Here is a 7,058-nt window from a genome sequence, read left to right on the forward strand (position 1 = left end):
AGCCCGAACGGCTCCTCCCACTGGATCGGGAAGACCAGGCATCGTGCCCGGGCCAGCAGGTCGGTCTTGGTGTCGAAGTCCGCCATCCCCAGCTGAGACACGTCCGGCCCCAGCCGCGGCTCGATCTCGGCTTTGAAGTAGGCCCGCTCCGGCGGCTCGGTGCACTTGCCGGCGCAGATGATCGGCAGGCCGGCCCCTCGGGCCGCATCGATCGCCAGGTGCGGTGCTTTCTCCTGGCAGTATCGCCCGAGCCAGGCGACCACGTCGTCCTTGTCCTCCCGGTAGGGGTACGCGGCGACGTCGATGGCGTTATGAACGGTCCCGGCCCAGGGAAGTTCAGGCGCCCGGCGGCGTTGGGCGTCACTGATCGCGACGAGCGAGATGGTGTCTCCCAGCTCCCGGAAGTACTCGAGCAGCTCGCCCTCGACCGGACCGTGCATGGTGACGACCGTCGGCACCTCACGGCCTCGCGCCAGCAGCGGCCCGGCTAGGCAATGGTCATGGACGATGTCCACCGGACGGCCCGCGCGGCTCTCCGCTTCGAGGATCCTGGCGGCCGCGGCAGCCTGCACGACCTCGGGCACAGGCTGGCCGAGCTGCTCGGAGGGCGGTACGGCGTATGTCTGCGCGAAGCGGGCCTTGGTCTGATCACGACCCGAACCGATGAGCAGGACGTCATTGCCGTGTTTGACCAGCCGGTCGGCCAGATCGGCGACGACGGCCTCGATCCCGCCGTAGGACGCGGGTGGCACCTCGAACCATGGCGGCGCGACGAGAGCGACGCGTAGTCCGGACTGTTGCTGAAGTGGCATGTCGTTCCCTTCCTTTAGCGTTGGTTGTCGGTCAATGGATTCCTTCGGCGTCGCACGACCTCGATGCCCGGGAGGTCACGGACTTCGCCAGCGGCGGCCCCGCTGACCGCCACCCGGCGGCCCGCGAGCGGCAGGTTGCGGACCTCGACATCGCCGAACTCCTCCGGCAGCTTGCCTGGTTCGAGGTACACCTTTGCGTCGGGCAGGTCAGGATCGAAGCCGAGGACAGCCCGCAGCAACAGGAACGGCGCCGCCGCTGCCCACGCCTGGGGTGAGCATGACGTCGGGTACGCGACCGGGTACGGATACTCGCCGCGGTCGAATCCGCAGAAGAGCTCCGGCAGCCGCCCGCCGAACGCCACCGCTGCGTCGAAGATGCCGCGAGCGACCCGGTTGGCCTCCTCGGTGAAGCCGTACCGTGCGAGTCCGGCGGCGCACAACGCGCTGTCATGCGGCCAGATCGACCCGTTGTGGTAGCTCACCGGGTCGTAGCTCGCCGTCGACGTGGCCAGAGTCCGGATGCCCCACCCGGAGAACATCTCCGGCGACAGCAGGTGCTTCGCCACCTGGTCGACGACGCTTTCGTCGACCAAACCTGTCCACAGGCAGTGCCCCATGTTCGAGGCCAGCGCGTCCACCGGCCGTTTGCCGGCGTCGAGCGCCAGCGCGAAGTAGCCGCGGTCCGGCAGCCAGAACGCCTGGTGGAACCGGGTCTTCAGCTTGGCCGCCCGCTCGGCCCACTCCCGCGCGACCTCGGGGCCGTCGAAGGTGGCGGCCAGCTCGCTGCGGGCTACGAACGCGCCGTACACGTAAGCCTGAACCTCCGCGAGCGCGATCGGCGCATCCGCGAGGGTGCCATCGGCGAAGACGATCGAGTCGTACGAGTCCTTCCAGCCCTGGTTCAGCAGGCCTCTGTCAGTCGCGCGCTTGTACTCGACGAAGCCGTCGCCGTCGCGGTCGCCGTACTCGAGGATCCAAGCGAGCGCGCGGTCGACGTGCGGCATCAGCGGGGCAAGCCGCTCCTTCGGCACGCCCCACCGGTGGAGCTCGCCGACCAGCATGCAGAACAGCGGGGTGGCGTCGGCGGTGCCGTAGTACACAGCATTGCCGGGGCTCAGCGGGAACGAGGACCCGTGCCTGACCTCGTGCAGGATCCGGCCAGGTTCTTCCTCGTTGAGCGGGTTGACCCGGCGCCCCTGCAGGCTGGCCAGCGCATGAAGGGTGGACAGCGCCAGCTCATGGTCGATGGGCAACGCCATCCAGGCGGTCAGCAGCGAGTCTCGGCCGAACAGCGTCATGTACCAGGGCGCCCCGGCCGCCACCACCTCGAGCTCCGAACCGTCGGCATCCGTGGTCCGGATCCGTAGCGCGCCGAGGTCGGCGATGCTCCGGTCGAGGACGGCACTGAAGTTCTCGTCCGGCAGGTCGACGACCGGGCTGGCTTGCCGCCAGTCCCGCAACCTGACGGCGGGCTGGGTGTCCTGCACCGGTTCGTCGCGCGGATAGGCCGGCGCCGACTCGACATCGTCGACGATCGGGAAGATCTGCACCGTGCCGCGCCAGCAATCGTGCGCCGGTACGACGACGTCCACGGCGAGCATCCCCGGACTGACCGTGGTCGCGCCGTCCAGGCGGACCCGGATGCCCCGCTGGCGGTCAGGGCTGCGGACCTCCGCGAGCAGGTCCTGGCCCGCGGTTCTCCATTGCACCTCCCCGATCGCCTCCGGCTGTCCCGCCTTGACGGAGAACATGTCGGCGAAATCGCTGGCCAGTTCGACGGTCAACCGGCACGCCGTGTCCTCGTTCCCCAGGTTCCGCAGTACGACGTCCTCACGCATGCCGTCGCCGATCAGCCGCCGACGTTCAATCAACAACCGGGCACCGTCCGTACGACGCCGACCGAGGAAGGTCGCCTCGTACGGCGTGTCCAGGTGGGCCGACAGCGGTTCGGGCGGCCGCCCGTCCAGCAGGATCTGCCAGCCGGAAACGACCCGGCTGTCCTGGTGATACAGGCCGTGCACACCACCGCCGACCATCTCGCCCGCTGTCGTCGAGATGGCGAAAGAGGTGCCCTCGACGAGGGTGATCATCGGTTCGGTCACTGTCTGAGTGACGTCCGCCATGGGTTCAACCTCCTCACACAAGTTCAGGGCGAACACAGGTTCCCGCGATTCAGCGACAGCCGAGGAAGACCTGCCGGGAGAGGTCCCGTGCGGCCGCTCGGAGATCTGCTCCTGGCCGTCGCCGACTGTGATGCCGGGCCGCTCGGCCTTTTGCTTCTACCGCTTTCGACGATCAATGGTCCGCGGACATTCCCAGATGTCAACGGTCCGATGACATTTTTCACACTGGTGCCGGTTGGCAGTCGCGAGCTGGCCATGGTTGCTCGGTCGCGGCGGGCTGTGCTATATCAGGATCTGGCACTCTCAGAGCGAGAGTGCTAACAACCCGGTCTGCGCGGTGCCCATCTCGGCCGCTGCTGGGGCGGTCTCCCGCGGGTCCGGGCAAAGCGTTCGTTGTCCAGTGAGGGAGAGTTGATGATGAGTCAGATCCACTCCTCACTCGAGGAGTCAGCCCGTACGGAAACCGGTGAGCTGCTGCAGGAGACCTTGGTCGACCTCGTTGACCTGTCCATCCTCGGCAAACAAGCGCACTGGACCGTCGTCGGTCCCCGGTTCCGCACCCTGCACCTGCAGCTCGACGAGATCGTGGATGCGATCCGCCAGAATGCCGATGCGGTGGCAGAGCGAGCGTCGGCACTCGGCGTCGCGCCAGATGCTCGTGCCGCAACGGTTTCCGCCCAGTCGGGGATTCCCCAGCTTCCCGCGGGCTGGCTGACAGACGACACCGTCGTGTCCCATTTCATCGACGCCTACGCCAAACTGATCGACCGGATGCGCGACCGCGTCGATCGCTCCGGCCGGGTCGACCCGATCACCCAGGACCTACTGATCCAGATCACGGCCGAGCTCGAGAAGCAGTCCTGGATGTTCCAGGCCGAACACAGCCCTCGGTAACCACGCTCAAGGGAGGTCAAGACAATGGATGTCGGACTGTTGATGCTCCACGGTGCCATTGGCCTGATCATGGCTGGCCACGGCGCCCAGAAGCTCTTTGCCCGGTTCGGTGGACAAGGTGTCCAGGCCACCACGGGGTTCGTCGAGAAGCTCGGCTGGCGTCCCGCCCGGGCCTTCGCCTTGCTGCTCGGCGCGGCGGAACTGCTCGGCGGCCTGGCGCTCGCGGTCGGTTTCGCCACCCCGCTGGCCGCCGCGGCGATCATCGCGGTTCTGGCCAACGCGGCCTGGGTTGTACACCGTCGGAACGGGCTATGGAACGCCGCCGGCGGGTACGAGTACCCGCTCGCCCTGATCGCTTCCGCCGTCTCGCTCGCCTTCACCGGCGCGGGCCGGTACAGCCTTGACCACATGATCGGCTGGAACCTGTCCGGAGTCGAGTGGGGCGTAGCGGCCTTGGCGCTCGGCGCCCTCGGCTGGCTGCTCGGCACCGTTGCCCGGCACATCAAGCAGGAGCACCCTGTCGGCCACCCGGCCTAAGCCAGAGCGCAGTACCGGCGTGCCTCGGGACAGCACAGCACTGAGGGTCTGAGCTCGCTGGGTTGCGAGAACTGCGCAGACCGGGGATGTGCCCGGCTGCCGGTCGCTGAAGCCTTGGATCAGCGGGCCTGGCAAATCTGCCAGGCCCGCACGAGGAAGGGATCAGAGGATGGCACTGCCGGTACGACGTACCCGAAACGATGCCTCCCGCTGGGACCCGGCGAACGAGTTCGACCGGATCACCCAGCAGCTGGCACGGCTGTTCGATCAGCGCTGGGCAGGTGTGCCGTCCGCCACCGGCGCGGACGGTTTCACCCCGCTGGCCGACCTGGAAGAGGATGAGGACGCCTACGTGCTGGAGGTCGAGCTCCCCGGTGTGAAGAAGAAGGACATCACCATCGAGTTCGACGAGGGACGGCTGGCGATCACCGGCGAGCGGCAGGAACGCAAGCGGACCGGGTGGTTGCGCCGCCAGGACCGTTCGTGGGGGCTGTTCCGCTACGAGGTCACGCTGCCGGAGTCAGTGGACGAGGAACACCTGGAAGCCACCCTCGACGACGGGGTCCTGACCATCCGGGTGCCCAAGAGCACCAGTGCCAAACGCCGCCGCGTCGAGGTGAAGTAGCCGAGCGTGGACAGCCGGCATCCCGCGAGTATGTAGCCGGACCCCTGGTCAGCAAGGGATCTCGGAGACTACGCGGACGGGGGATGCCGAGGAAACCACCTGGAGGCAACCGTGACGGATGGCCCGACGCGGACGAGGCCGGTTGGACTTTGAATCATTCGGACGAAGCACTGTGGAGGGATCACCGATGGCAACGGTCACGACGACACGACTCGACGACGAGATCCAGCAGGAGGTCCTCGCCGAACTGAAGTGGGACGCCCGGGTGCAGCCCAACGAGATCGGCGTCACAGTGCAGAACGGCATCGTGACGCTGACGGGCTGGGTGGACACCTTCATCAAGCAGTGGGCCGCCGAGCAGGCCGCCCACCGGGTGCGCGGGGTGGTCGCGGTGGCGAACGACATCGAGATCCGGCTGCCGACCTCGGACGAACGGACGGACGCCGACATCGCCGCCGCGGCTCTGCATGCGCTGGAGTGGGACGCGATGGTACCGGTGGAGAAGCTCGAGGTGACCGTCTCGAAGGGATGGGTCACGCTGAGCGGAGAGCTCGAGTGGCAGTTTCAGAAGGGCGATGCCGAGCGGGTGGTTCGCCGGCTGGCCGGAGTCCGCGGGGTCAGCAACCTGATCAAGGTCAAGCCGCGGATCAAGCCGGCACCGGGTGTGCTGAAGCGCAAGATCGAGGACGCGCTGGTGCGAAGTGCCGAGACGGATGCCGAACGGATCACCGTCGAGGTCGACGGCGGCCAGGTGACGTTGAAGGGGGCCGTGCGTTCCTGGGCCGAGAAGAAGGAGGCGGAACGCGCAGCCTGGTCAGCACCAGGTGTCGCCTCGGTCGACAACCAGATCGTGGTACGACTTCCCTGACCAGGGGCATGGTGCTCGGCCCTGGCGACTGTGCCACCCACGCGACCGTCTAGCTCTGCGGGCTACTCGGCGCGCGGCGATCTGGCCCGCAGCCGACGGTGCGAGGTGAACCGCAGTTCGGCGATCCGTACGACGAGCGGTCCACCGACGGCCAGGATGAGGACATAGGTCGCGGCCAGCGGTCCGAACCGGGGATCCAGCCCACCTGCCGCGGCCAGGCCCGCGATGACGATCGAGAACTCACCGCGAGGGATCAGCGCGAAGCCGACCCGCAGTCGGCCACGACGGCTCAGCCCGGCCCGCCCGGTTCCCAGCCATCCTGCCGCGATCTTCGTGACCGCCGTGACCAGAGCCAGCAGCCCGGCGAGACCGGCGACCCCGGGAATCCTGGTCGGGTCGATCTGGAGTCCGAAGAACAGGAAGAACACGGCCGCGAACATGTCACGCAGTGGCCTGAGCAGTGCGTAGGCCCCTTCGGCGACCTCGCCGGACAGGCTCAGCCCGACCAGGAACGCGGCGACGGTGGCAGAGACGTTCAGCTGCTGGGCCGCCCCGGCAGCCAGCAGGGTCAACCCCAGGATGCGGAGCAGCATCACCTCATCGTTCGGTGAGAACATCAACCGGGCGAGCGCCTGCGGAGCGAGCAGCGCGATGAAGAAGGCCACGGCGACCGCCGTCAATGCCAGGAAGAGGCTCACACCGGCGGCCAGCAGGCCGAGACCGAGCAGCAGTGCGGTCAGGATGGGCAGGTAGACAGCCATGCTCAGGTCCTCGATCACCAGCATGCTCAGCAGGACGGGGGTCTCCCGGTTCCCGAGGTGGCCGAGGTCCGCCACCAACTTGGCGACGATGCCCGAGGACGACACATAGGTCACCCCGGCCAGGGCTACTGCGGCGCGCGGGCCCCAGCCGAGCAGCAGGGCGAGAGCGGCCCCTGGGGTGGCGTTGAGCCACAGATCGATCAGCCCGGCGCGGAACTGGGTACGGAGCCCAGCCACCAGCTCTGTCGCGGAGTACTCGAGTCCGAGGCTCAGCAACAGCAGGACAGCGCCGACCTCCGCGCCGACGTCGATGAACGTCTCGCCGGCCGAGAGCGGGAGCGGTCCGTGCTCGCCGAAGGCCAGGCCCGCGAGCAGGTAGAGCGGAACCGGCGAGACGCCGATCCGATGGGCCACCATGCCCAGCAGTCCGAGCCCGAA

General features: G+C 68.0%; 7 protein-coding genes. 4 read left to right on the plus strand and 3 right to left on the minus strand.

Going from position 1 to position 7,058, the window contains the following annotated elements; translation table 11 throughout:
* The coding region (locus VFG33_RS02385) for a glycosyltransferase (protein WP_325021870.1) at positions 1-812 on the minus strand (812 nt) is incomplete at its 3' end.
* Positions 813-826: 14 nt separating this feature from the next.
* Positions 827-2,935 (minus strand): amylo-alpha-1,6-glucosidase, encoded by a 2,109-nt coding sequence (locus tag VFG33_RS02390; protein WP_325021873.1) that lies wholly within the window; start codon positions 2,933-2,935, stop codon positions 827-829.
* Positions 2,936-3,349: 414 nt separating this feature from the next.
* Between VFG33_RS02390 and VFG33_RS02395 the strand changes: the two genes are divergently transcribed.
* The 4 genes from VFG33_RS02395 to VFG33_RS02410 all read left to right on the plus strand — a co-directional run bounded on the left by VFG33_RS02395 (position 3,350) and on the right by VFG33_RS02410 (position 5,859).
* Positions 3,350-3,829, plus strand: coding sequence for a Dps family protein (locus VFG33_RS02395; protein ID WP_325021874.1), 480 nt, complete (start codon positions 3,350-3,352; stop codon positions 3,827-3,829).
* A gap of 24 nt (positions 3,830-3,853) precedes the next feature.
* Positions 3,854-4,366 carry a DoxX family protein gene (locus VFG33_RS02400; protein WP_325021876.1) on the plus strand — a complete coding sequence of 171 codons (513 nt, stop codon included), beginning with the start codon at positions 3,854-3,856 and terminating at the stop codon, positions 4,364-4,366.
* 169 nt (positions 4,367-4,535) lie between these two features.
* The gene (locus VFG33_RS02405; protein ID WP_325021878.1) at positions 4,536-4,991 is read left to right on the plus strand and encodes an Hsp20/alpha crystallin family protein; all 456 of its coding nucleotides are present in this window, start codon (positions 4,536-4,538) and stop codon (positions 4,989-4,991) included.
* Between the two features lie 187 nt (positions 4,992-5,178).
* Positions 5,179-5,859 (plus strand): BON domain-containing protein, encoded by a 681-nt coding sequence (locus VFG33_RS02410; RefSeq protein WP_325021880.1) that lies wholly within the window; start codon positions 5,179-5,181, stop codon positions 5,857-5,859.
* Positions 5,860-5,921: 62 nt separating this feature from the next.
* Here VFG33_RS02410 and VFG33_RS02415 read toward each other — a convergent pair.
* Positions 5,922-7,058, minus strand: a 1,137-nt coding sequence (locus VFG33_RS02415; RefSeq protein WP_325021882.1) for a cation:proton antiporter, incomplete at its 5' end; no start/stop codon positions are given.

Source organism: Kribbella sp., assembly GCF_035687465.1.
GTDB lineage: Bacteria > Actinomycetota > Actinomycetes > Propionibacteriales > Kribbellaceae > Kribbella.

What these genes read in the sequence shown, in the direction of transcription:
- VFG33_RS02390 (WP_325021873.1), bottom strand. Translation starts at nt 2,935, where the DNA reads ATGGCGGACGTCACTCAGACAGTGACCGAACCGATGATCACCCTCGTC.
- VFG33_RS02405 (WP_325021878.1), top strand. Translation starts at nt 4,536, where the DNA reads ATGGCACTGCCGGTACGACGTACCCGAAACGATGCCTCCCGCTGGGAC.
- VFG33_RS02395 (WP_325021874.1), top strand. Translation starts at nt 3,350, where the DNA reads ATGATGAGTCAGATCCACTCCTCACTCGAGGAGTCAGCCCGTACGGAA.
- VFG33_RS02400 (WP_325021876.1), top strand. Translation starts at nt 3,854, where the DNA reads ATGGATGTCGGACTGTTGATGCTCCACGGTGCCATTGGCCTGATCATG.
- VFG33_RS02410 (WP_325021880.1), top strand. Translation starts at nt 5,179, where the DNA reads ATGGCAACGGTCACGACGACACGACTCGACGACGAGATCCAGCAGGAG.